At 66.0% G+C, this 22,893-nt stretch carries 23 protein-coding genes; 9 read left to right on the top strand and 14 right to left on the bottom strand.

The window, feature by feature from the left end; translation table 11 throughout:
• Positions 1-209: 209 nt before the first annotated feature.
• The 4 genes from ACZ5YA_RS32485 to ACZ5YA_RS32470 form a co-directional block, all read right to left on the bottom strand.
• Positions 210-431, bottom strand: a complete 222-nt coding sequence (locus ACZ5YA_RS32485) for a hypothetical protein (protein WP_118932210.1) — start codon at positions 429-431, stop codon at positions 210-212.
• Positions 432-548: 117 nt separating this feature from the next.
• Entirely contained in the window at positions 549-1,640 is a 1,092-nt protein-coding gene (locus tag ACZ5YA_RS32480) for an AI-2E family transporter (RefSeq protein ID WP_059378542.1), read from the bottom strand.
• A gap of 54 nt (positions 1,641-1,694) precedes the next feature.
• Positions 1,695-2,408, bottom strand: coding sequence for a DUF3053 family protein (locus ACZ5YA_RS32475; RefSeq protein WP_280014720.1), 714 nt, complete (start codon positions 2,406-2,408; stop codon positions 1,695-1,697).
• Between the two features lie 155 nt (positions 2,409-2,563).
• Positions 2,564-3,079 (bottom strand): GNAT family N-acetyltransferase, encoded by a 516-nt coding sequence (locus ACZ5YA_RS32470; protein ID WP_464091739.1) that lies wholly within the window; start codon positions 3,077-3,079, stop codon positions 2,564-2,566.
• A 91-nt stretch (positions 3,080-3,170) separates the two neighbouring features.
• Between ACZ5YA_RS32470 and ACZ5YA_RS32465 the strand changes: the two genes are divergently transcribed.
• From ACZ5YA_RS32465 to ACZ5YA_RS32455, 3 genes are all read left to right on the top strand, one after another.
• Complete coding sequence (locus ACZ5YA_RS32465) at positions 3,171-3,530, top strand: hypothetical protein (RefSeq protein ID WP_118932207.1); 360 nt, start codon at positions 3,171-3,173, stop codon at positions 3,528-3,530.
• A gap of 668 nt (positions 3,531-4,198) precedes the next feature.
• Complete coding sequence (locus ACZ5YA_RS32460) at positions 4,199-4,480, top strand: hypothetical protein (protein ID WP_054451105.1); 282 nt, start codon at positions 4,199-4,201, stop codon at positions 4,478-4,480.
• 84 nt (positions 4,481-4,564) lie between these two features.
• Positions 4,565-5,257, top strand: coding sequence for a cytochrome b/b6 domain-containing protein (locus ACZ5YA_RS32455; RefSeq protein WP_464091738.1), 693 nt, complete (start codon positions 4,565-4,567; stop codon positions 5,255-5,257).
• 36 nt (positions 5,258-5,293) lie between these two features.
• Here ACZ5YA_RS32455 and ACZ5YA_RS32450 read toward each other — a convergent pair whose 3' ends face one another.
• The 3 genes from ACZ5YA_RS32450 to purB form a co-directional block, all read right to left on the bottom strand.
• Positions 5,294-6,043 (bottom strand): class I SAM-dependent methyltransferase, encoded by a 750-nt coding sequence (locus tag ACZ5YA_RS32450; RefSeq protein ID WP_464091737.1) that lies wholly within the window; start codon positions 6,041-6,043, stop codon positions 5,294-5,296.
• A 126-nt stretch (positions 6,044-6,169) separates the two neighbouring features.
• The gene (locus tag ACZ5YA_RS32445) at positions 6,170-6,628 is read right to left on the bottom strand and encodes a c-type cytochrome (RefSeq protein ID WP_059378551.1); all 459 of its coding nucleotides are present in this window, start codon (positions 6,626-6,628) and stop codon (positions 6,170-6,172) included.
• A 56-nt stretch (positions 6,629-6,684) separates the two neighbouring features.
• Positions 6,685-8,061 (bottom strand): adenylosuccinate lyase, encoded by a 1,377-nt coding sequence (purB, locus tag ACZ5YA_RS32440; RefSeq protein ID WP_059378553.1) that lies wholly within the window; start codon positions 8,059-8,061, stop codon positions 6,685-6,687.
• Between the two features lie 161 nt (positions 8,062-8,222).
• Between purB and ACZ5YA_RS32435 the strand changes: the two genes are divergently transcribed.
• Complete coding sequence (locus ACZ5YA_RS32435) at positions 8,223-8,831, top strand: glutathione S-transferase (protein ID WP_118932204.1); 609 nt, start codon at positions 8,223-8,225, stop codon at positions 8,829-8,831.
• Positions 8,832-9,037: 206 nt separating this feature from the next.
• Here ACZ5YA_RS32435 and ACZ5YA_RS32430 read toward each other — a convergent pair whose 3' ends face one another.
• The 3 genes from ACZ5YA_RS32430 to gcvA all read right to left on the bottom strand — a co-directional run bounded on the left by ACZ5YA_RS32430 (position 9,038) and on the right by gcvA (position 12,036).
• Positions 9,038-9,856: a sulfite exporter TauE/SafE family protein gene (locus ACZ5YA_RS32430; RefSeq protein ID WP_054451099.1), complete on the bottom strand. Its 819-nt coding sequence runs from the start codon at positions 9,854-9,856 to the stop codon at positions 9,038-9,040.
• 127 nt (positions 9,857-9,983) lie between these two features.
• On the bottom strand, positions 9,984-11,102 hold the full coding sequence (gene mnmA / locus ACZ5YA_RS32425; protein ID WP_059379148.1) for a tRNA 2-thiouridine(34) synthase MnmA: 1,119 nt from the start codon (positions 11,100-11,102) through the stop codon (positions 9,984-9,986).
• 7 nt (positions 11,103-11,109) lie between these two features.
• Positions 11,110-12,036, bottom strand: a complete 927-nt coding sequence (gene gcvA / locus ACZ5YA_RS32420; RefSeq protein WP_059379149.1) for a transcriptional regulator GcvA — start codon at positions 12,034-12,036, stop codon at positions 11,110-11,112.
• Positions 12,037-12,228: 192 nt separating this feature from the next.
• Between gcvA and ACZ5YA_RS32415 the strand changes: the two genes are divergently transcribed.
• The 5 genes from ACZ5YA_RS32415 (at position 12,229) to ACZ5YA_RS32395 (ending at position 17,269) form a co-directional block, all read left to right on the top strand.
• Positions 12,229-13,218 carry a Bug family tripartite tricarboxylate transporter substrate binding protein gene (locus ACZ5YA_RS32415; protein WP_059379151.1) on the top strand — a complete coding sequence of 330 codons (990 nt, stop codon included), beginning with the start codon at positions 12,229-12,231 and terminating at the stop codon, positions 13,216-13,218.
• 68 nt (positions 13,219-13,286) lie between these two features.
• Positions 13,287-14,162 (top strand): N-formylglutamate amidohydrolase, encoded by an 876-nt coding sequence (locus tag ACZ5YA_RS32410; protein WP_118932202.1) that lies wholly within the window; start codon positions 13,287-13,289, stop codon positions 14,160-14,162.
• A 230-nt stretch (positions 14,163-14,392) separates the two neighbouring features.
• Positions 14,393-15,511: a Re/Si-specific NAD(P)(+) transhydrogenase subunit alpha gene (locus ACZ5YA_RS32405; RefSeq protein WP_059379156.1), complete on the top strand. Its 1,119-nt coding sequence runs from the start codon at positions 14,393-14,395 to the stop codon at positions 15,509-15,511.
• Between the two features lie 4 nt (positions 15,512-15,515).
• Positions 15,516-15,833 (top strand): NAD(P) transhydrogenase subunit alpha part 2, encoded by a 318-nt coding sequence (locus ACZ5YA_RS32400; protein WP_013392581.1) that lies wholly within the window; start codon positions 15,516-15,518, stop codon positions 15,831-15,833.
• Positions 15,830-17,269, top strand: a complete 1,440-nt coding sequence (locus ACZ5YA_RS32395; protein WP_059379158.1) for an NAD(P)(+) transhydrogenase (Re/Si-specific) subunit beta — start codon at positions 15,830-15,832, stop codon at positions 17,267-17,269. The genes ACZ5YA_RS32400 and ACZ5YA_RS32395 overlap by 4 nt, the downstream gene beginning before the upstream one ends.
• Before the next feature lie 36 nt (positions 17,270-17,305).
• Here ACZ5YA_RS32395 and glcF read toward each other — a convergent pair whose 3' ends face one another.
• From glcF to ACZ5YA_RS32375, 4 genes are all read right to left on the bottom strand, one after another.
• Positions 17,306-18,550 (bottom strand): glycolate oxidase subunit GlcF, encoded by a 1,245-nt coding sequence (glcF, locus tag ACZ5YA_RS32390; RefSeq protein ID WP_059379160.1) that lies wholly within the window; start codon positions 18,548-18,550, stop codon positions 17,306-17,308.
• 6 nt (positions 18,551-18,556) lie between these two features.
• On the bottom strand, positions 18,557-19,663 hold the full coding sequence (glcE, locus tag ACZ5YA_RS32385) for a glycolate oxidase subunit GlcE (protein WP_118932200.1): 1,107 nt from the start codon (positions 19,661-19,663) through the stop codon (positions 18,557-18,559).
• Positions 19,664-19,674: 11 nt separating this feature from the next.
• On the bottom strand, positions 19,675-21,174 hold the full coding sequence (locus tag ACZ5YA_RS32380; protein ID WP_059379164.1) for an FAD-linked oxidase C-terminal domain-containing protein: 1,500 nt from the start codon (positions 21,172-21,174) through the stop codon (positions 19,675-19,677).
• Positions 21,175-21,378: 204 nt separating this feature from the next.
• Entirely contained in the window at positions 21,379-22,788 is a 1,410-nt protein-coding gene (locus ACZ5YA_RS32375; RefSeq protein ID WP_059379166.1) for an FAD-binding oxidoreductase, read from the bottom strand.
• Between the last annotated feature and the right edge of the window lie 105 nt (positions 22,789-22,893).

Raw genomic sequence — 22,893 nt, 5'->3', positions numbered from 1 at the left:
CCTGCCGACCGAAACCACACCTCTGGACCCATGCGCCTCCCGATACGCTCCGCCCGGCCCACGAGCAGAGGACGAACGAACGCCAGAAATTATTGCAGAAGTTCGCAATCGCACAATCCGCGCCATGGGAATCCCCTCGCCGCGTCGAGACGGATGTGGCTTAAAGGGCGCGTCCCCAATTTACTCCGGAGACGCGGCGCCTGGTTCGTCTACTGGTCTTCCAGGTCCGGGGTGCCGGTGAACTGGGTCTTGAGCAGCGTCAGCGCCCCTTTTTCGGCCAGCGCCTCATTGGGAAACACATGCTTGGTGTCTTCCAGCACCGGGAATCCGAAGACCCGCACCCGGGCGTGATAGCCGTCGGGCGTCTCGGCGAATTCGATGTCGAAGTTGCGTTCTTCGATCCAGCCCGATCGATGCAGTTTCCATTCCATATCCGACGCGCTCCCGAATAGTCGAGGTTGATACGACAGGCCGGCCCCGATGGAAGCCGGCCTGCTACACCATACACCCGTCTTGGGACGGACGGACTGACGGCCGATCCGCCGCGCCTACTTTCGGGCACTCGGCTTGTCTGCGGCGGCGTCCGCGTATCCCTCCACCGGCGGCGCAAACAAGTCCCAGCTGGCCATGAACAGCGCGGCGATCAGCGGGCCGATCACGAAGCCGTTCAGGCCGAACAAAGCCATGCCCCCCAGCGTGGAGATCAGCACCACATAGTCCGGCATCTTGGTGTCCTTGCCGACCAGAATGGGGCGCAGCACGTTGTCCACCATGCCGATGACCAGCACGCCGAAAGCGATCAGCACGACGCCCTTGATCGTGGCGCCGGTCAACAGGAAGTAGATCGCGACCGGCGCCCAGATCAACCCCGCGCCGATCGCGGGCAGCAAGGACAGAAAACCCATGATCACGCCCCACAGCAGCGCGCCCTGGATAGACAGGATCGAGAAGATGATGCCGCCCAGCGCGCCCTGCGCCGCGGCCACTGCGACGTTGCCCTTGACGGTGGCGCGCACCACGGTGGTGAACTTGCGCAGCAGATGCTGCTTGTGCGTGTCGCTCAGCGGCATGGCGCGCTTGAGCCGCGCCGATAGCTGCGGGCCGTCGCGCAACAGGAAGAACAGCAGGTACAGCATGATGCCGAAGCTGATCACGAACTGGAACGTGTCCTGCCCGATGTTCAAGGCCTGCGTCGCCAGGAACTGGCTGGCCTGCATGGCGCCCGCGCTGAGCTTTTCCTGCAGGCTCGGTATGTCGGCCAGGTCGAAGCGCGCCAGCAGATCATGCACCGACGGCGGCAGCGCCGCCATGGCCTGCTGGAAATAGTCGCCGAAGTTGATCTGCCCTGACTTGACGCTCTGATAGAGGTTCGCGCCTTCGCGCACCAGCGATCCGCTGATGACGATGAGCGGCAGGATCACCAGCAGCAGCACCAGCAGCAAAGTGATCAGCGCGGCCAGGTTGCGCCGTCCGCCGATGCGCGCCACCAGCCGGCGCTGCAGCGGCGCAAAGATGATGGCAAGGACCGCGCCCCAGAAAACAGCGCCGTAGAACGGCCACAACAACCAGCCGAATGCGATGGTGACCACCACCAGCAGGAGCAGAAAAGTTCTGTAGTGCACGCTGGAAGATTGGCTCATATTACGTCCCAGGCTCGGCTTGCGCCGCGAGACCCGCATTGTACAAAGCGCCGTTCAGCGGGCGTCCTGCGGCTGTCCGGCGGCCTGACGCAATGCGGCGCGCGCATGCTCCAGAACCTCCGACTGCGCGTTCAACCCCTGCAGACGCAGGTTCAACTCCTGCTGCAGCGTGGGCGTGGCGACGCGCGCCTGCCCATCCGCCAGCAGGATGTCCTGCGCATGGGCGGCCACGAAATCCGCCACGCCCAGCGCATCGCGCGCCACCGCGTCCATGGCGGCCGCGGCATCGAGTACCTCGGCCGCGGGCGCCGTCACTGCCTCGTCATAGACACCGTCGTAGACGGGCGCCAGATCGGCCGGCAGCGTCAGCGCCGCACGCGCCTTGTCCGCCCTGGCCTGAGCCCGCTGGACCTCGGCAGCCTGCTCGGCCAGCGTCTTGCGCGCGGCCTCGAGGCGGTCCCGCCGCTCCACGATCTCGGCCACCGAACGCAGGGTCTCGACTTCCGACGCGTCACGCATGGAGGCCGCCGCCTGCGTCAGGATTTCCTGAAAATCGGCGATGACCTCGTAGGCATCGGCATAGCCGCCGACGGCCTCCTTTTCCTGCTCGCTCAGGATGCCTATGGGCAGCAGCGACGCGCTGTTCATCCGGCTTTGCAGCAGCTGGATGAACGCGGCCCGCTCCTGGGGCTCTTTGTTGACGCAGGCCGACAGAAACAACATCGACGCCATCGCCAGGCCCAGCAGGCAAGCTCGCAGCAATGCCATGCGCATCCTCCTTGCATGCGGGTTCGCAAAACCGGCGCCGCCCGCGAACTGGGCGGCCGCCCTCCGGCAGATTATCCCGAAGGCGCTTTCCGACGCTGCCGGCGAGCGGATTTTGTTGCTATCGAAGCGTGTTGACACAGGGTGCGCCGCCCGCATCATGGCTCCAGGGGATACGCCATGGCGCAACGGCGCGCGGGGTCAAAACCCATGGCCGCCTCATGGCTCAAGCGCTCGCGCAACCCGGGCGGGAGCTCCCCTGCCGCGATATCGACGAAACCTTGCCGCAGGTAAAACGGCCTGTTCCAAGGCAGTTCGCGGTCGGTGGTCAGCAGCACGAACCGGTAGCGACCGGCACTGCGGGCATGCGTGCATACGGCGGCCAGGAGCGCCCGCCCCAGGCCGCGCCCCTGCCACGGCAACGCTACCGCCATTTCGGCCAGATAGAGATCGCCGTCCATGGGCCGCGTCAGCGCAAAGCCCGCGCACTGGCCCTCGCCTTCCGCGACCCACAGCAGGCCGGCCGCCTGCGCCCGCGCCAGCTCGGCCTGCGGCGCCGTATCGTCGCCGGCGGCCCACGCCATATGCGTGCCCAGGAAGCGCCGCGCGGCGGAGCGTTCGATATCGGCCAGGCTGGCCAGGTCTGTAGGTCGTGCGAGTCTGATCATAGGCATGGCAGTATGCCTGATGCGGGCCCGGCGTCCGATCCCATAAAATGGCGTTTTCGGCCATCACGGCCCCGCAATACAGGCCCAGCCCCAAGACATGACTCAAAACGCCACCTCCGATACCTGGGGCTTTGCCCATCCCGATTGCCGCGGCGCGGCCGCCCTGCTGTTCTTCATGAACGACCTGGCGCGGGTGATCAACCAGTACCTGAGCCCGGGACAGCTATCCAACGAAGCGCTGGCCGATGCGCAAAAGGCGGTCGATGCCTTGCTGGCCCGCTACGTGGACATTCAGGCCGCCCCCGAAGCCTTCGACAACGAGCGCATCGAACTCGCCTTGGAAACCGAAAACCAGCCTGACGGCCAGACCAGCGCGCAAGTGGCGCTGCGCATGTCGCCACGCCTGGAAGGCCTCATCATCGAGGCCCAGCGCCAGGCTCGCCCGGCGACCCATTAAAGGCCTGGAACGGGGGAGGAGTCTCCCCCCCACCACAAAACGCTTGCCAAAAGCATCAACTGCCTGTATTATTATTGGTTGAGTTCTGCCGTTTTCGCCAAATTCCATACGAAAAAACGCGGTGATAAACGACGGCGCTGGCACTGAGGCCTGTACATCAGCCCCTCCCCAGACACCGAAGCAGACCCTCGAAAATACCCAAGCCCAAGCATCCCGTCCCATTTGCGAAAACCGCAAATCCGGATTGCGGCCTGGAACAAAACGCCTTCACCCAACCGCCAGTCCGGCTTGGCAAGAAGCAACAAGACAATCAGCGGCGCCTACAACACGCGCAAGCGACGAATACCGATAACCGCGCCGCAACCAGCAGGGCCTGTCCGTCCTGCATGACTTCTCGGGCCGCGCATGTCCGCATGCATGCTTTGCGCTTGTTCGCGCATCGCGCAACCCGAAACGACGCTGTCCCGGACTGATGGACAGCGTCGCGCCGCCAGGCCGTGCGCGCAAAACATGAGAATGCGCAAAAGGACGGCGGCATATATGCGTTAGTGTCACGACACACGCCTGCCCGATTCAATACGGCTGGCAGCGGCACGCGGCAGGAACGCTGCGCGCCACGTGGCCAGACGCGGCTTTTCCCATAACTAGAAACCAAGAGAACAAACACCATGAATACTCGTTTCACGACCTCGGACCTGATCCGACGCCCGGCGCACACCACGCTGGACAACATGCCGATCCATATCGGCGACATCGTTTACCTGAAGCCCGCAAATGGCCCGGAAATCCGCGCCACGGTCATCTACAACGCGCCCATCGATGGCACGACCACCTACACGACCGAAGTCGTGCCCTGCGGCGCACCCGCGCAAAAGGCCCCCGGCCAGCGCATCCGCTTCCGCCATGAGCACGTGCATCGCATCGAACCGGTGCGCAGCGCCACTCACTGAAGCAGCAGCCCGCCCCGTTGCGCAAGCAACGGGGCAATTTGTGCGTGATAAAGTCCCCGGCAATACAGCCCTGGCGATCCCACCATGCAGAACAACCGTCTCGCAGTCCATATCTGGGACCTTCCCACCCGCCTCTTTCATTGGGCGCTCGTCGTCTGCATCGTCGGCGCGTTCGTCAGCGTGAAGCTGGGCGGCCTGTACATGGACTGGCACGTGCGCTTCGGCTGTACGGCGTTGGGGCTGATCCTGTTCCGCCTGCTCTGGGGATTCATCGGCCCGCGCTACGCCCGCTTCACGCACTTCGTGCGCGGCCCGGCGGCCGTGGCCCGCTATCTGAAGGGCGCCGCGGCACCCGCAGGCCACAACCCGCTGGGTGCGCTGTCGGTGCTGGCGCTGCTGCTGGTCATCGGCTTCCAGGCGGTCAGCGGCCTGTTTACCACCGACGACATCATGACGCAGGGCCCCTTGTTCGGCCACGTAAGCGAAGCCGTTTCCGCCGCCATGACGTCCTGGCACAAGCTGAACGAATGGGTCATCCTGGCCCTGGTCGCCCTTCATATTGCAGCTGTGCTCTGGTACGCGCTGGTGCGCCGCAAGCGCCTGGTGCGCGCCATCATCACCGGCAAGGTCGATGCCAAGGACGTGCCCGCCGGCACGCCCCCCACGCAGGACGGTTTCGCCGTCTGGCTGCGTGCGCTGGTGCTGGGCGCCTGTGTCACGGTCCTGGTACTGTGGATCCGGTCGCTGGAAGTCGCGGCCGACATGTCTTTTTCCTGACGGTTCACGCAGCGCGAAGACAGCGCTGCGGCCCGCTCAACGCCGCGCCTCGATCAAGTGCCGCGTCGAATGAGCCACGAACGGCTCTCCCCGACGCATCCGCTCATCCAGCGCCTGCAGGGCATCGCGATACCTCGCCACCGAAAAATCGGGCACCCACCACACGCACTTGCGCAGGATCCAGATCACGGCGCCCACGTCATGGAACACCATCTGGCAACGGGCCGCGCGCAAGTCCGTCACGGCAAGTCCAGCAGCCGCCGCGGCGGCCGCCTCATCCTGCGGATCCCGCAGGCGCCGCTGCGCTGACAAAGGCCCCAGGAAATGCTCGATCAGCTCAAAGGCCGAAGCCGGCCCCACATGCTGGGCGAAGTAATGCCCGCCCGGCTTGAGGACGCGGTGGATTTCCGCCCAGTCCGCGTTCACAGGGTGCCTGGACGTCACGAGTTCAAACGACGCATCGGCAAACGGCAAGCCCGCGCCCGGCGCTGTCTGCACTAGCCGCAAGCCACGAGCGGCCAGGCGTTCATGCGCTTTCCTGGCATTGGGCGGCCAGGCTTCGGTCGCGCACATCACCGGCGGAAAGCGGGGCGCCTCGCCCAGCACTTCGCCGCCGCCCGTATCCAGGTCCAGCGCCGACTGCACACTGGTCAGGCGCTGCGCAAGCAGCCTGGCATAGCCCCACGGCGGACGCTGCTCGGAAGCGCGCCCCGCCAGCCAGCCGAAGCCCCACCCGCCGACATCGGCGGCTTCGGCCTCTGCCACCAGCTCATCAAAGGATTTCATCGCTTCTCTCCTGTGCAAGACCGACGCGCAGTCCCGCGAAGCCACGCCCGGCAAAGCCATAAAAAAAGCGCCAACCGTTACGCTGGCGCCTCTTTGCCCACATGCCGCCCGCAGACGGCAGGCGCCTTATTTCTTCTTGCGGTACGAGTCGTGGCAGGCCTTGCAGCTTGCGCCGACGTCGCCAAACGCAGCGCGCAGCTTGTCCAGGTCGCCGGCATCGGCAGCGGCCGACAGCTTGACGATATTGTCCTGGAAGGCCTGTTGCTTCTGCTTGAAGCCCGCAGCATCGCTCCAGATTTCCGGACGCGCATCGCCGCCTTCGGTGCCCGCGCCAAAAGCCGTCCACGGCAAGGCCGACAAGGTCTTCAGCACTTCCACGTTGGCCTTGATCTGCGCGGCGTCATAGGGCTGCTGGCCCTTGACCACTGGCGCCATGCGGCCAAAGTGGGAAGCCATCAGCGTCAGCGCCGATTGGCGGTACTTGACCGCGTCCTCCGGCTTGGCGAACTGCGCGGACGCGCTCGTCGCCAGCAGGGGCCCAACCGTCATACAGGCCAACGCGGCAAGCGTGGACAACTTCTTCATTGCAATCTCCCGTAAGGTCAACAGAGGCCGCGCGCCCCGGGCGCGCGGCAAGGCGACTATACCGCCCGGGCCAAGTCTGCGGCCAGCCCGATGTAGGAGCGCGGGGTCATCGCCAACAGGCGCGCCTTGGGCTCTTCGGGCAGGGCCAGGCCCTGGATGAATTCTCGCAGGCCTTCCTCGGTGATGCCCTTGCCGCGCGTCAAAGCCTTGAGCTGCTCGTACGGCTGCGGCAGGCCATAGCGGCGCATGACGGTCTGCACCGGCTCGGCCAGCACTTCCCAGCAAGCGTCGATGTCGGCGTCGATGGCGGCAGTGTTGACCTCAAGCTTGCCCAGGCCGCGCATGCAGGCATCCCAAGCCACCAGGCAGTAGCCCAGGCCCACGCCCAGATTGCGCAGCACGGTGGAGTCGGTCAGGTCGCGCTGCCAGCGGGAGATCGGCAGCTTGTCCGAGAGGTGGCGCAGCACAGCGTTGGCCAGGCCCAGGTTGCCTTCGGAGTTTTCGAAGTCGATCGGGTTGACCTTGTGCGGCATGGTGGAGGAACCGACCTCGCCTTCCTTCAGGCGTTGCTTGAAGTAGCCCAGCGCCACGTAGCCCCAGATGTCGCGGTCCAGGTCCAGCACGATGATGTTGGCGCGCGTGATGGCGTCGAACAAGGCCGACATCCAGTCATGCGGCTCGATCTGGATGGTGTGGCGGTTCTGGGTCAGGCCCAGCCCGGCCAGCACGCGCTGGCTGAAGGCGGGCCAGTCGATTTCAGGATAGGCCGACAGGTGGGCGTTGTAGTTGCCGGTGGCGCCGTTCAGCTTGGCCAGCGGTTCGACGGCCTCGACCGCGGCGATGGCGCGATTCAGGCGCGCGGCCACGTTGGCGAATTCCTTGCCCAGGGTCGTCGGGCTGGCGGGCTGGCCGTGGGTGCGCGACAGCATGGGTTGGTCGGCCTGGGCCACGGCCATGTCGTTCAGCTTGGCGGCCAGTTCGCGCAGGCGCGGCACCACGACCTCGTTGCGGGCGCGCGTCAGCATCAGCGCGTGCGAGGTGTTGTTGATGTCCTCGGAGGTGCAGGCGAAGTGGATGAACTCGGCGGCGCGGGCCAGCTCGGCGTCATCGGCCACTTTTTCCTTCAGCCAGTACTCGACGGCCTTGACGTCATGGTTGGTGACGCGTTCGATGTCCTTGATGCGGGCGGCATCCGCTTCCGAGAAGTCGCGCACCAATTGTTGCAGGCGGGCGCGGGCGGCTTCGGAGAAGGCGGGCAGCTCCGGCAGGCCGGCGTCGGACAGCGCGACCAGCCAGGCCACTTCGACCTCGACGCGGTGCGCCATGAAACCGGCTTCGGAGAGCAGGCCGCGCAGCGCGTCGCCCCGGGAAGCGTACCGGCCATCCAATGGCGAAAGGGCGTTGAGTTGGCTGAGCTGTTCGGCGATTTGCATGGTCTGGAAGAGAAAAAGCGGGGAATGAGCGAATCGGGCGATTTTATCATCCGGAAGCGTGCAACATTGTGGCAAACTGACGAAGATTCCGGCCTCTTGGCCGTCTTGCCGTCATGCGGCCTGCTATACTTCGGCCGCTTTCCGACTCCGCTTGTGACTCCATGAAACTGATCGGCTCGCTTACCAGTCCTTACGTGCGCAAAGTGCGTATCGTCATGGCCGAGAAAAAGCTGGACTACCGGCTTGAACTCGAAAACGTCTGGTCCGCCGACACGCAGATCCAAACGTACAACCCGCTGGGCAAGGTGCCTTGCCTGGTCATGGAAGATGGCGGCGCCCTCTTCGATTCGCGCGTCATCGTCGAATACGTCGACACCCTGTCCCCTGTTGCCCGCCTGATTCCTCAGCCGGGGCGTGATCGCGCCGCGGTCAAGTGCTGGGAAGCCATCGCCGATGGCCTCCTGGACGCCTGCGTGACCATCGTCAAGGAAAACCAGCGCCCCGAGGCTCAGCGCAGCCCCGAATGGATCGAGCGCCAGTATTCCAAGATCCACGCCAGCCTGGACGCGATGAACAAGAGCCTGGGCGACAACGCCCACTGCATGGGCATCAACTACAGCCTGGCCGACATCGCCGTCGGCTGCGCGCTGGGCTACCTGGACCTGCGCTTCGCCGCGCTCGACTGGCGCGCCGACCACCAGAACCTGGCCCGCCTGTACGACAAGCTGTCGCAGCGGCAGTCCTTCATCGATACCGTTCCGGTGGTGTAGCCCCCCCCCGAGGCGCTGCGCGCCTCCCCCCAGGGGGCGCCGCTACGGACCGGCGGAGCCGGATCCGTGCGGCCCGGCTTCTGCTTGGCTGCGCTGCTGCTTCGCCTGCGCTTCTGTTTTGCCTTTGCTTCCGCGCCGCCTTTGCTTCCGCATCGGCGGCGCTTCTACGTGGGCTGCGCTTTTCCATCGGCGCAGCCCTGTCCGGCTCAGGCGTTGAACGTCTGCCAGGCCTTGAACAGCATGTACGCGGCCAGCGCGAACAGCAGGCAGGCGAACACGCGCTTGAGCGTCTGCACCGGCAGGCGGTGCGCCATGCGCGCGCCCAAGGGCGCCGTCAGCACGCTGGTGCACACCAGCGCGATCAGGGCCGGCCAGTAGATGTAGCCCAGCATGCCCGGACGCGTTTCGCCCGAGTTCAGGCCCGACACCACATAACCGACGCTATTGGCCAGCGCAATGGGAAAGCCCAGCGCGGCCGAGGTCGACACCGCGTTGTGCAGGGCCACGTTGCACCAGACCATGAAAGGCACCGACAGGAAGCCGCCGCCCGCGCCCACCAGGCCGGACAAAAAGCCGATGCCCGCCCCGGCCGCGCTGGTGCCCACCACGCCCGGCATCTGGCGGCTGGGCTTGGGCTTCTTGTTCTGCAGCATGCTCCAGCCGGAATAGCCGACGAACAACGCAAAGAACAGCGACAGCCACAGCGTGCTCAGCGCGGCGAAGACCGCGCCGCCCGAAAGCAGACCGCCGATGATGATGCCCGGGGCCATCGCCCAGACGATGTTCCATTTGATCGTGCCGCGCTGCTGGTGCGCCCGCACGCTGGAAATGGAGGTGAACAGGATCGAGGTCATCGACGTGGCGATGGCGGCGTGCACCACCAGGTCGGCAGGCATGCCCTTCCACGCGAACAGCATCGTCAGGAAAGGCACCAGCAACATGCCCCCGCCTATGCCCAGCAGGCCCGCGGCGAAACCCACCACGCCCCCCAGCACCAGCAGGCAAATCACCATCGTTACATCCACAACTCTCTCCTCTTTCTTCTTGGTAATGAACAAAGCCCCAGGGGCCGCGCCCCAGGGGCTTTGATTGAAATCCGCGCACGCCGCGCGGCGGATGCCGGCGCGGCGCATGCCGGCGCGGCGCCTACACCTACAGGATGATGCCGCCGCCCAGGCAAACCTCGCCATCGTAAAGCACGGCGGACTGTCCGGGCGTGACCGCCCACTGCGGTTCGGTAAAGCTCAGGCTGAAGGTGCCGCCGGCAGCGCCTTCCAGGCTGCACGCGGCATCGGCCTGGCGGTAGCGCGTCTTGGCGCCATAGGCGCCCGCGGCCGGCGCGTGGCCGGCGACCCAGCTCGCGTCCTGCGCCCGCAGCTCGCCCGACAACAGCCAGGGGTGGTCATGCCCCTGCACCACGTAGAGCACATTGCGCTCCAGATCCTTGCGCGCCACGTACCAGGCTTCGGCCGTACCGTCCTCGCGCTGGCGCCCCTTCACCCCGCCCACGCCCAGGCCCTTGCGCTGGCCCAGCGTATAGAACGACAGCCCTTCGTGGCGGCCGACCTTCTGCCCTTCCGGCGTCATGATCGGGCCAGGCTCGGTCGGCAGATAGCGGTTCAGGAACTCGCGGAACGGCCGCTCGCCGATGAAGCAGATGCCAGTGGAATCCTTCTTGGCGGCGTTATGCAGGCCGATCTCGTGCGCAATGCGCCGCACCTCGGTCTTGTGGATCTCACCCAGCGGGAACATGGTGCGCGACAACTGCGCCTGGTTCAGCCGGTGCAGGAAGTAGCTCTGGTCCTTGGACGCGTCCAGCGCCTTGAGCAGTTGAAACTGCGTGCCGCCCCCCTCGGCCGGCACCTCGCGCACTCGGGCGTAGTGGCCGGTGGCGATGTGCTCGGCGCCCAGCGCCATGGCGTGGTCCAGAAAGGCCTTGAACTTGATCTCGGCATTGCACAGCACGTCCGGGTTCGGCGTGCGGCCCGCGGAGTACTCGCGCAGGAACTCCGCGAACACGCGGTCCTTGTATTCGGCGGCGAAATTGACGAACTCGAACTCGACCCCGACCAGATCCGCGACGCTGGCAGCGTCCAGCAGGTCTTGGCGGGTGGAGCAGTATTCGGAATCGTCGTCGTCTTCCCAGTTCTTCATGAACAGGCCGACGACCTCGTAGCCTTGCTGCTTGAGCAGCCAGGCGGTGACCGAAGAATCGACCCCGCCGGACATGCCGACGACAACGCGGCCTTTCTTGGTAAGTTTTTGACTCATGATGGGACTATTTTAGATCGGTCCGCGCATCTTCCCGCGGCTGCGGCTCGGCGGCCCGCGACACTTCCATCAGCCAGGTGCGGAAAGCCTGCAGGGTCGGAAGATTGGCCTTCTGCTCCGGGTAGCACAGGTAGTACCCCATGCGCGCCCGGATCGGCAGCTGGATGGCGACGGCCAGCTTGCCGTCGCGCAGCTCGTCTTCGATCAGGCAGCGCGGAATCAGCGCCACGCCGAAGCCAGCCGCGGCGGCCTGCGACAGCAGCGCATACTGGTCAAAGCGCGCGCCTTCCAGGCTGCGCCGGGTATCGCAGCCGGCCTGCTCGAACCAGTCGCGCCAGCCTTCCAGCGCCGAGGTGTGGTGCAGCAGCGGATAGGCCAGCAGGTCCGCGGGCGCCGCACAGCCGCCCGGGATCAGGCGCGGGCTGCAGACCGGCAGAATTTCGCGGCCGACGATGTAGTCCGCCCCGCTGCCCGGCCAGATGCCCTCGCCGAAGCGCACGGCGGCGTCCAGTTCAGGGGTGGAGAAGTCATAGCCCTGGCGGTGAGGCAGGAATTCGACGTGGATGTCCGGCCGCAGGCGCATGAAGGCGGTCAGGCGCGGGATCAGCCAGCGCGCGCCGAAGGTCGGCATACAGGTCAGGTTGAGCGTGCCGCCCTGCCCCTGGTGCGCGATCAGTTCCACGGTGGCGGCTTCGATCTGCCCCAGCCCGGCCTGGATCTTGGTCAGGTAGCTGCGTCCGGCCTCGGTCAGGACCAGGCCTTGCCTGATCCGCAGGAATAGTTCGATGCCGACGAACTCCTCCAGATGTTTCACCTGCTTACTGACCGCGCCCTGCGTGACACACAATTCCTGGGCCGCGCGCGTGAAGCTGCTATGTCTCGCGGCGACTTCGAACGCCTGGAGATCCGTGAGTGAGGGACAGAATCGCCGCATGGATGAGGTACGCAAATTGTTTCAGGCCACGCAGCAAAAACAGCCCGGTTCCGGGCCGCCGCAGAAAGAGGCATGAAAAAAAGTCATAGCTTACGGAGAAACTTTCGTTTGCGCAAACCGGACCGCCAGGAAAGAATCGTTGCGTTTGCGTCTGCCTTTGCGCATCCGCTTTCCAATTCATTAGGGGAATCCATGCAACGCCGTAAAGTAGTACTGGGCCTGTGCGTCGCCGCCGCGACCCTCGCCGCGCCGCTGACCTCGGGTATCGCGCACGCTGAAGACGCGTATCCGACCAAGCCCATCCGCCTGATCGTTCCCTTCCCGCCCGGTGGCACCACCGACATCGTCGGCCGCCTGTTCGCCGACAAGCTCGGCAAGGAACTGGGCCAGACCGTCGTGGTGGAAAACCGCGGCGGCGCCGGCGGTTCGATCGGCAGCGCCTTCGTCGCCAGCAGCGCGCCGGACGGCTACACCCTGGGCATCGCCACCGTGAGCACCCACGGCATCAACCCGGCCATCTACCCGAACCTGCCGTTCGATGGCGAGAAGGACTTCACGCCCGTCTCGAACCTGGCGGCCGTGCCCAACATCATGACCATCAACCCGAAGGTCCAGGCCAAGAACATCGCCGACTTCATCAAGCTGGCCAAGAGCGAGCCGGGCAAGCTGACCTACGCGTCGGCCGGCAACGGTTCGGTTTCGCACATGATGGGCGAGCTGTTCAAGATGGCTTCGGGCACCAACCTGATGCACGTGCCGTACCGCGGCGTGGGCCCGGCGCTGAACGACGCGCTGGCCGGCCAGGTCGACGTCATGTATGACAACCTGCCCTCCTCGCTGCCGCACGTGCAGTCCGGCCGCCTGATCGCCATGGCCGTGGCCTCGCCCAAGCGCGTGGCCGCCCTGCCCGACGTGCCCACGTTCGCCGAAGCCGGCCTGCCGGCCGTGAACGACGCGTCCTGGTTCGGCCTGGTGGCTCCCGCCAAGCTGCCCCAGCCCGTGCTGGACAAGCTGAACGCCGCCGTGCAGAAGGTCAGCGCCGAAGCCGACGTCAAGAGCCGCCTGGAAGCCCTGGGCGCGGCGCCGGCCGCCAACACTCCGGCCGAATTCGCGGCGCAGATCTCGGCTGAAATCGCCAAGAACAAGCGCATCGCCAAAGAAGCCAACGTGAAGATCGACTAAGCGGTCTTCGGTCCTCGCGCGCCGCCCGGTGCGCGAGGACCTCCGATTAACGAACGCAACACCCCCTTATGCGAATTACCCAACCCCTGTCTTACCGGCTCGACCTCCCCCAGCAATATCCTGATTCGGACTCCTCGGCTCCCCTCGTGCTGGACTCCCCGCACAGCGGCACCGCCTACCCCCCCGATTTCGCGGCTGCGGTGGACTTTGGCGCATTGCGCACCGCCGAGGACACCTGGGTTGACGACCTGTGGGGCGACGCCATCGAAATGGGCGTACCGATGATTGCCGCCGCGTTCCCGCGCGCCTACATCGACGCCAACCGCTCGCCCGACGAAATCGACGAATTGCTGCTGGACGCCGCCTGGCCCGACGCCATCAACGCCTCGCCCAAGGTCAAGCTGGGCAAGGGCCTGATCTGGCGCATGCTGGACGACGGCACGCCGCTCTACAACCGCAAGCTGACGGTCGCGGAAGTGCGCCACCGCATCGACGCCTGCTGGAAGCCCTACCACGCCGCGCTGGGCCAGGTGCTGGACGCCGCCCACAAGAAGTTCGGCAAGGTCTGGCACATCAACTGCCACTCCATGCCCAGCATCGCCGGCGCCTACGCCACCGACCGCCCGGGCCTGGTGCACCCCGACTTCGTGCTGGGCGACCGCGACGGCAGCACCAGCGACCCGGCCTTCCGCGAATTCATCGCCGCCTGGCTGCGCGAACGCGGCTACAACGTCACCGTCAACGATCCCTACAAGGGCGTGGAACTGGTGCGCGCCTTCGGCCGCCCCGAAGAAGGCCGCCACAGCCTGCAGATCGAGATCAACCGCAAGCTCTACATGGACGAAGTCTCGCTGCGTCCTTCCGAAAACTACGGCCGCCTGAAGGCCGATCTGCGCGAACTCACCGCCGCGCTGATCACCTGGACTCGCGCGCAAACGGCTTGACGCCGGACGTTTGCGCGCAGGTGCCGGCCGGCATCAACGTCAGACCGGCCGGAGCAATTGGGTTGCAAGACCCCAGCCCCATGGTTCGCCATGGGGTTTTTTTTGGCTTGCCGCCGGGCATTGACGGTCCTGCGCTCCCCGCATTCTTCCCCCTCGCTTCCCAGGGGCGAGACACCTTTCCTTGCACTTTCCCGTGTATAACTGATGCCAACTAATGAGGAGAGGCGTAGATGCACATCGGGATACCAAAAGAAACCCGAGACGGGGAAACTCGTGTCGCAGCAACACCGGAGACCGTCAAGAAGTACGTAGGCGGGAAACACACCGTCATCGTGGAGCGCGGGGCAGGCACTGCCGCCCGCTATCTCGACGAAGCCTATGAGGCAGCGGGCGCCACGCTCGGCACCGCCCAGGATGCGCTGGGGGCAGAACTCGTCATGAAGGTGCGCGCGCCTTCTGCCGCGGAACTGCCCCAGATGAAATCCGGGGCCGTCGTGGTCGGCATGCTGGACCCCTTCGACGCCGAAGGCATCCAGCAGATCGCCGCCGCCGGACTCACCGGATTCGCGCTGGAAGCCGCGCCCCGCATCACGCGAGCCCAGAGCCTGGACGTGCTGTCCTCCCAGGCCAACCTGGCCGGCTACAAGGCCGTGCTGCTGGCGGCGCACCACTACGGCCGCCTCATACCCATGATGATGACTGCCGCGGGCACGCTGAAGGCCGCCCGCGCCGTCGTGCTGGGCACTGGCGTGGCCGGGCTGCAGGCCATCGCCACCGCCAAGCGGCTGGGCGCGGTGGTCGAAGCCTCGGACGTGCGCCCCGCCGCGCGCGAACAGGTGGAATCGCTGGGCGCCAAGTTCATCGACGTGCCTTTCGAGACAGACGAAGAACGCGAGATCGCGCAAGGCACGGGCGGCTACGCCCGGCCCATGCCGCCCGCCTGGATGGCGCGGCAGGCCGCGCTCGTGTCCGAGCGCTGCAAGCAGGCCGACATCGTCATCACCACGGCGCTGATTCCCGGCCGCCCCGCCCCCACGCTAGTGTCCGCGGAAACCGTCGCGGCCATGAAGCCGGGTTCGGTGCTGGTGGACCTGGCGGTCGAACGCGGCGGCAATTGCCCGCTGTCCGAGAAAGGCCTGGTGGTGGAAAAGCACGGCGTGACGATCATCGGGCTGACCAACCTGCCCGGCCTGGTCGCTACCGACGCTTCGGCGCTGTATGCGCGCAACATCCAGGATTTCCTGAAGCTCATCATCAATGCGGACGGCGCGCTGGCGATCCAGCGCGACGATGAAATCGTCGCGGCCTGCCTGGTGTGCGAAGGCGGCAACGTGGCGCGGAGGAACTAACAGCATGGAAGCGATCAACCCCACCCTGATGAATCTCATCATCTTCGTGCTGGCCATCTATGTCGGCTACCACGTCGTGTGGAACGTCACCCCCGCCCTGCACACGCCCTTGATGGCCGTCACCAACGCCATTTCCGCCATCATCATCGTGGGCGCCATGCTGGCGGCCGCGCTGACCGAAGGCGGGCTGGCGCGCGGCATGGGCGTGTTCGCCGTGGCGCTGGCCGCGGTCAACGTATTTGGCGGTTTTCTCGTGACCCGGCGCATGCTGGAAATGTTCAAAAAGAAGGACCGCAAGGCAGGCAAGGAGGAAGCGAAATGATCTCGCTGAACCTCGTCACCCTGCTGTACCTGATCGCCTCGGTCTGCTTCATCCAGGCGCTCAAGGGCCTGTCGCATCCGACCACGTCGCGGCTGGGCAATGCGTTCGGCATGGCCGGCATGGCGATCGCCGTGCTGACCACGGCCGCGCTCATCGTCGGGCTGGCGCGCGACGGCGCCGCCACCATCGGCCTGGGCTGGGTCGTGTTGGGCCTCTTGGTGGGCGGCTCCATCGGCACGCTGATGGCCAAGCGCGTCGAGATGACCAAGATGCCCGAGCTGGTCGCCTTCATGCACAGCATGATCGGCCTGGCGGCGGTCGCGATTGCGGTGGCCGTGGTGGCCGAACCGCATGCCTTCGGCATCGTGCCCGTCGGCGTGCCGATTCCCACCGGCAACCGCTTCGAGCTGTTCATCGGCACCTTCGTCGGCGCCATCACGTTCTCGGGTTCGGTCATCGCCTTCGGCAAACTGTCGGGCAAGTACAAGTTCCGCCTGTTCCAGGGCGCGCCGGTGGTGTTCTCGGGCCAGCACATGCTGAACCTGGCGCTGGCGCTGCTGATGCTGGCATGCGGCATCTGGTTCATGCTCACACAGGAATGGACGCCGTTCGTCATCATGACGCTCATCGCCTTCGTGCTGGGCGTCCTGATCATCATCCCGATCGGCGGCGCCGACATGCCGGTGGTGGTGTCCATGCTGAACAGCTACTCGGGCTGGGCGGCAGCCGGCATCGGCTTCTCGCTGAACAACCCCATGCTGATCATCGCCGGTTCGCTGGTGGGGTCCTCGGGCGCGATCCTGTCCTACATCATGTGCAAGGCAATGAACCGCTCGTTCTTCAACGTCATCTTGGGCGGCTTCGGCGGCCAGGCCGGCGCGGGCGCCGCGGCGGGCGATGCGCAGCAGCGCAGCGTCAAGTCGGGCAGCCCCGACGACGCCGCCTTCCTGATGACCAACGCCGAAAGCGTGACCATCGTTCCCGGCTACGGCCTGGCGGTGGCGCGCGCGCAGCACGCGCTGAAGGAACTGGCGGAAAAGCTCACCGAGCGCGGCGTGACCGTCAAGTACGCCATCCACCCGGTGGCGGGACGCATGCCCGGCCACATGAACGTGCTGCTGGCCGAGGCCGAAGTGCCTTACGACCAGGTCTTCGAAATGGAAGACATCAACAGCGAGTTCGGCCAGACCGACGTGGTGCTGGTGCTGGGCGCGAACGACGTGGTGAATCCGGCCGCCAAGAACGACCCGAAGTCGCCCATTGCCGGCATGCCCATCCTGGAAGCCTACAAGGCCCGCACCGTGATCGTGAACAAGCGGTCCATGGCTTCGGGCTACGCGGGCCTGGACAACGAGCTCTTCTACATGGACCGCACGATGATGGTTTTCGGCGACGCCAAGAAGGTGCTTGAAGACATGGTCAAGGCCGTGGAGTAAAACGCCCGGCGCCGGATGCCGCCTGGCGTCCGGCGCCTACGCGCCGCGCTGGCCCGCAGGCTGGCGCAACTGTTCGTCAACCACTTCGATCCAATGCCGCACCGGCGTGTCGGTGCCGCTTTGCAGGTGGCCGATGCAGCCGATGTTGGCGGACAGGATCACGTCCGGTCCGCCCGCGGCGATCGCGCCCAGCTTGCGGTCGCGCAGTTCCAGCGCGATCTCCGGATTCAACACCGAATAGGCGCCCGCCGAACCGCAGCACAAGTGCTTGTCGGCGAATGGCTGCAATGCAAAACCCAGATCCGCCAGCAATTGTTCCGACAGCGGCCGCAGGCCTTGCCAATGCTGCAGCGTGCATGGCGGATGGAAGGCCGCGCGCGTGCCCGCCGGCAGCCGCGAACGCAGTTGCGCCGCATGCGGCGCGACGATCTCGGCCACGTCCTTCACCAGCGCCACGATGTCCGCAGCCTTTTGCGCGTAGGCCGGATCGTGCCGCAGGTGATGCGCATACTCCTTGACCATGGCGCCGCAGCCGGACGCGTTCATCACAATGGCCTCGACCTTGCCATCCTGCAGCAGCGGCCACCAGGCATCGACGTTGGCGCGCATCTGAGCCAGCGCATCGTCCTGCGCGTCCAGGTGGAAACTGGCCGCGCCGCAGCAGCCGGCGCCGGGGGCGATGCGCGCGCCTATGCCCACCGCGTCCAGCACGCGGATGGTGGCCGCATCGATGGTCGGCATCATGGCTGGCTGCACGCAGCCCGCCAGCATCAGCACCTGGCGCGCATGGCCCGCCACCTGCGGCAGCGGCCCCGCCGCGCGGCGCTCCGGCACCTTGCGCTTGAGCGCCTCCGGCAGCATGCCGCGCACCGCCTGCCCCAGCCGCATCGCGGGCGCGAACAGCGGCGACAGCATGGTCTTGCGCAACAAGGTGCGTTTGGTCTTGTCGGCCCAGCTGCGCGGCACGCGCTCTTCGACGATCTTGCGGCCGATATCCACCAGATGGCCGTACTGGACGCCGGACGGGCAAGTGGTCTCGCAATTGCGGCAAGTCAGGCAGCGGTCCAGGTGCTGCTGCGTGGACTGCGTGGGCTCGGCGCCCTCCAGCACCTGCTTGATCAGATAGATGCGTCCGCGCGGGCTGTCCAGCTCGTCGCCCAGCACCTGATACGTCGGACAGGTCGCGGTGCAGAAGCCGCAGTGCACGCAACGCCGCAGGATGGCGTCGGCCTCCTTGCCCAGATCGGTATCGCGTGCCCAGGATGCCAGATTGGTTTGCATGATGCCCTATAGATCCAGGACCAGGCGGCCGGGGTTGAACAGGCCGGCCGGATCGAGCTCTTGTTTGAGGCGGCGCGTGATCGAAGCGATCCCGGGCGCCAGCGGATGGAATACGCCGTCGGCAGGCGGCTTGCCCTGCCCGGCGCGGAACAGCGTGGCGTGGCCGCCCAGCCGCTCGGCGGTCTCGCGCAGCGTGGCGGCGTCTTGCTCACCCGACAGCCAGCGCTGGCCTCCCCCCCATTCCAATAAGGTCGGCCCCAGTCCCAACGCGGCGGCGGTGGGCGGCAACGCCAGGCGCCACAAGGGCCGGCCCGGCGTGAAGAAGGAATGCGTCTGCTCGCGCAGCGACCGCCACCAGGCCTGCGCAGCCTCGGGCGCCATTGGCGCGCCGCCTATTAGCTGGCGGGCGCTGGCGATCGCGGGCGGCGCGCCCGACAGGCGCACGGCCATCTGGCCTTCGGCGCCCTCATCGCCGCCGCTCCAGCTGGTGGCCGAGATCGGCAGGGGCTTGCCGCGCCACAGGGCGAAGCTGGCCAAGGCCTGAGCCTGCGTCGCCGGCAGCGCCAGGGTGATCTCTTCCATCGGCCGCGGCACGACCTTCAAGGACACTTCGAGTATGGCGCCGAAGATGCCGTGCGAACCGGCCAACAGGCGCGATACGTCATAGCCCGCCACGTTCTTCATGACCTCGCCGCCGAACGAGAGGATGCGGCCTTCCGAATCCAGCAGTTGCGCGCCCAGGACAAAATCCTTGAGCGCGCCGGCACTCATGCGGCGCGGGCCTGACAGCCCCGTCGCGACGCATCCGCCGACCGTGGCGGACGCCGAGAAATGCGGCGGCTCGAAGGCCAGCATCTGCCCGTTCTCGGCCAGCGCGGCTTCGAGTTCGGCCAGCGGCGTACCCGCGCGCACCGTCACCACCAGCTCCGACGGGTGGTAGCTGACGATGCCGCGATAGGGTGTCATGTCCAGCAGGCAGTGGCCGTCCTGCGGCGTCACCGGGCGGTAATTGCCATAGAACGCCTTGCTGCCCCCGCCCATCACGAACAGGGGTTTGTGGCCGGCACGGGCCGTCATGACCTGGTCGCACAATTCCGACAGGACGAAATCCATAAGGACAGGTCCTAGAAACGGGCGAGATCGGGGAAGCGCAACTCTCCCGCGTGGACGTGCATCTTGCCGTATTCGGCGCAGCGGGCCAGCGTAGGGATGACTTTTTCAGGATTGAGCAGGCAGGGCGGATCGAAGGCCCGCTTGACCGCCAGGAACGCGTCGAGTTCTTCGCGAGAGAATTGCACGCACATTTGATTTATTTTCTCCATACCCACACCGTGCTCTCCAGTCACGGTCCCTCCTACCTGCACGCACAGCTCGAGTATGGCGGCACCGAATTTCTCGGCGCGCTCCACCTCGTCCGGCTTGTTTGAATCGAACAGGATCAACGGATGCAGGTTGCCGTCGCCTGCATGAAAGACGTTGGCGCAGCGCAGGCTGAATTCGTCTTCCATCTGCTCGATGGCACCCAGCACGCGCGCCAGATGGCGGCGCGGTATCGTGCCGTCCATGCAATAGTAATCGGGCGATACGCGCCCCGCGGCCGGAAAGGCATTCTTGCGGCCGGCCCAGAACTTCAGGCGCTCGGCCTCTGACGACGAGACCTGGCAGCGCGTGGCTCCGGCCTCGCGGAACACGGCCTCCATGCGCGCAATCTCGTGCTCGACCTCTTCGGGCGTGCCGTCGGATTCGCACAGCAGGATGGCCTGCGCGTCCATGTCGTAGCCGGCGCGCACAAAGGGTTCGACCATGTGCGTCGCACGGCGGTCCATCATCTCCAGACCCGCGGGTATCATGCCGGCCGCGATCACCTGCGTGACCGCATTGCCCGCCGCTTCCACGCTGGAAAAGCTGGCCATGACGACCTGCGCGCAGGCCGGCTTGGGAATGAGCTTGACCGTCACCTCCGTGACCACGCCCAGCATGCCTTCCGAACCGATGAAGACGGACAGCAAATCCAGGCCCGGCGCATCGGGCGCTTCGGAGCCCAGTTCAACCACATCGCCATCGATCGTCACGACCCGCACGCGCAGCACGTTGTGCACGGTCAGCCCGTACTTCAGGCAATGCACGCCGCCGGAGTTCTCCGCCACGTTGCCGCCGATGGAACAGGCGATCTGGCTGGAAGGATCAGGCGCGTAATACAGCCCGTAGGGCGCGGCCGCCTCCGAGATCGCCAGGTTGCGCACGCCGGGCTGCACGATGGCCGTGGCGCTGGCCAGGTCGATGTGCTTGATGCGATTGAACTTGGACAAGCCGAGCAACACGCCGCGGCTGTGCGGCATGGCGCCGCCGGACAAGCCGGTGCCGGCGCCGCGCGCGACGATCGGCGCATTCAGGCGTTTGCAGACGCGCATGACAGCCTGTACCTGCTCTTCCGTTTCGGGCAGGGCGACGACCGCAGGCAGCGCGCGATATAGGGAGAGGCCATCACACTCGTAGGGGCGCGTATCTTCTTCGCGGAACAACACGCAGTGCGCGGGCAACACGGCCGACAACGCCTCGATGAGCTGCTGCAAAGAATAAGGCGCCTGCACTTGTGCCAGGCCAGTTTCGACCAATGAATTCATGAGCGCAACAATAGCGCGAGCGCCCGCCACTAGCAGACCGGGATTTACCCGCATCCGTGCACCTATGGCATGCCAGATAAGTAACCAGCCGTAATCGCTCGCCGCGCAGCGTGGCCGCCCCGCTCGTTCACGCCTGAGGATGGCAAGAAAAAAGCCGACGGCGCGCCGTCGGCTTCGGAAGTCGGCTGCGCTGCCGAAGCAGGCTTACCAGGACACGATCTTGCCAGGATTGAGGATGTTGTTCGGATCAAACGCGTGCTTCAGGCTGCGCATCAGATCCAGGGCGTCCTCGCCATGCTCTTCAGCCATGAACTGCATCTTGTGCAGGCCCACGCCGTGCTCGCCCGTGCAGGTGCCGTCGGCGGCGATCGCGCGGCGCACCAGATTGTGGTTGATGGTTTCGGATTCTTCCCATTCCTTGGCGCTGTCCGGATCGAGCAGCATCAGCACATGGAAGTTGCCGTCGCCCACGTGGCCCACGATCGTGTAGGGGAAGCTGGCGCGGTCCAGTTCCTCGACCGTCTCGCTCACGCAATCGGCCAGGCGCGAGATCGGCACGCAGACGTCGGTGGTGCTGGCGCGGCAGCCGGGGCGCAGTTGCAGGCCCGCGAAATAGGCATTGTGGCGGGCGGTCCACAGGCGGCTGCGGTCTTCGGGACGTTCGGCCCATTCGAAATCCATGCCGCCGTGATCGGCCGTGATCGCCTGCACGATCTCGGCCTGCTCCTGCACGCCGGCCGGGCTGCCGTGGAACTCGAACACCAGCAGCGGCGTTTCGCGCAGCGTCAGCTTGCTGTGCAGGTTCACCGCGCGCACGCTGGCGGCGTCCATGAATTCAACGCGGGCGATCTGCACGCCCATCTGGATGATTTCGATCACGCTCTGCACCGCCGAATCCAGCGTCGGGAAGTTGCAGACCGCGGCCGACACGGCTTCAGGCTGGGGATACAGGCGCACCGTCACTTCGGTGATGATGCCCAGGGTGCCTTCGCTGCCGACGAAGATGCGCGTCAGGTCGTAGCCGGCCGAGGACTTGCGGGCGCGGCCCGCGGTGCGGACGATGCGTCCATCCGCAGTCACCACGGTCAGCGACATGACGTTCTCGCGCATGGTGCCGTAGCGCACGGCATTGGTGCCGGAAGCGCGCGTGGCCGCCATGCCCCCCAGGCTGGCGTCGGCGCCCGGATCTATCGGAAAGAACAGGCCGGTATCGCGGATTTCGTCGTTGAGCTGCTTGCGCAGCACGCCAGCCTGCACGGTGGCGGTCAGGTCCTCGGCGTTGATCGCAAGAATCTTGTTCATCTGCGACAGGTCGAGACTGATGCCGCCCTGGATCGCGAGGATGTGGCCTTCGAGCGAAGAACCCGCGCCATAAGGGATCAAAGGAACGCGATGCTCGTTGCACAGCTTGGCGATCTCGGCCACTTCCTCGGTCGTGTGCGCGAAGACCACCGCGTCCGGCGGCATGGCCGGATAGGGAGATTCATCGCGGCCATGATGGTCGCGCATCGCGGCAGATTCGGACAGGCGGTCGCCAAAGCGCGCGCGCAAAGCATCCAGACAAGCGGCCGGCACCGGACGGCGCAGCGTTTCGGCATGCATGGGGGCATTCATGATCAGCGTGATCCTGGGTTAGATTGGTTGATCCGATTATTCTACGCCGCCGCGCGCGCCGCGCCGCAAACCGCCAGGCGCTAGTGGCCCTCAGTTTTACCAGGG

Source organism: Achromobacter sp. JCM 18799, from assembly GCF_055395645.1.
The sequence above is the reverse complement of the archived record's forward strand: the minus strand, read 5'-3'. Positions and strand labels throughout refer to the sequence as shown.